This is a genomic window from Veillonella sp. CHU740 (assembly GCF_003992055.1).
Classification (GTDB): Bacteria; Bacillota; Negativicutes; order Veillonellales; family Veillonellaceae; genus F0422.
The window spans coordinates 1-946 of record NZ_RQVD01000026.1; the positions used below are offsets into that span (position 1 = coordinate 1).

A 946-nucleotide genomic window follows, 5' to 3' on the forward strand; every position below is an offset into this window, starting at 1 on the left:
CAATAAAATAGACATATACAAACTCAAACCGTATCATAAAAGTAACCACACAATTAAGAAAGGGTGAGTCATATATGTCTACAGTTAATTATACAGAAATTATCTTTAAAATTAAAGAGGAATATATCAAACATACAAGAGTAAACGAGGACGGTTCTATTCATTTTACACTAGAGATGCCGGTAGCTGAGCAAGTATGTCCACATTGTGGAGCAAGCACTAGAAAGTCTAAAGGTAAACGACCTAGAGACGTCAAATTTGGCGCTACACAGCATCATGCAGTGACTGCAACCTACTTGCAGAGACGTTACAAATGTCAGGAATGTAATCATACTTTCATAGAAAAGAACCCTTTTGTTTGCCGCTATTTGCGACTCAGTAAAACTAATATGGAGTATCTATTTAGACAATTAGGCCAAAAAGGATCCTTTACCGAGATGGCTAAACGCAGTGATGTCTCTGTATCTACAGTTATTCGGTATTGCTCTAAATTAGCCATTCCAAAGCCTACACAATTACCTACTGTGCTAGGTATCGACGAATATAAAGGGAATGCCGAAGGTCAAATGTACCAAGTTATCATAACTGATTTAAACAATCATTCTATCGTAGATATTTTACCAAAACGGGATACACGAGCTCTTATTCAATACTTCAAACCCTTTTCTAAAGAAGCTAGAGAACAGGTTAAATACATCGTTATGGATATGTCTCCATTATTTAGGTTAGTGATGCAAACTATGTTCCCTCACGCACATATTGTGGCAGATCGTTATCACGTGTGTCGCTTGGTGGATTGGGCTCTTGAGCGTGTACGCAAGCGTGAGCAAAAGAGGCTAGTGTCACACTCTAGAACACTCAAATATAACCGAAGGATTCTTATGAAGAACCCTGGTAAATTAACTGAAAGCGAACGAATAAAGCTGTTAGAAATATTACGTATATC

1 protein-coding gene is annotated in these 946 nt (G+C 37.5%); it reads left to right on the top strand.

What is annotated here, in order from left to right:
• Positions 1-74: 74 nt before the first annotated feature.
• On the top strand, positions 75-946 hold an 872-nt coding region (locus EO115_RS08295), incomplete at its 3' end, for an ISL3 family transposase (protein ID WP_126938476.1).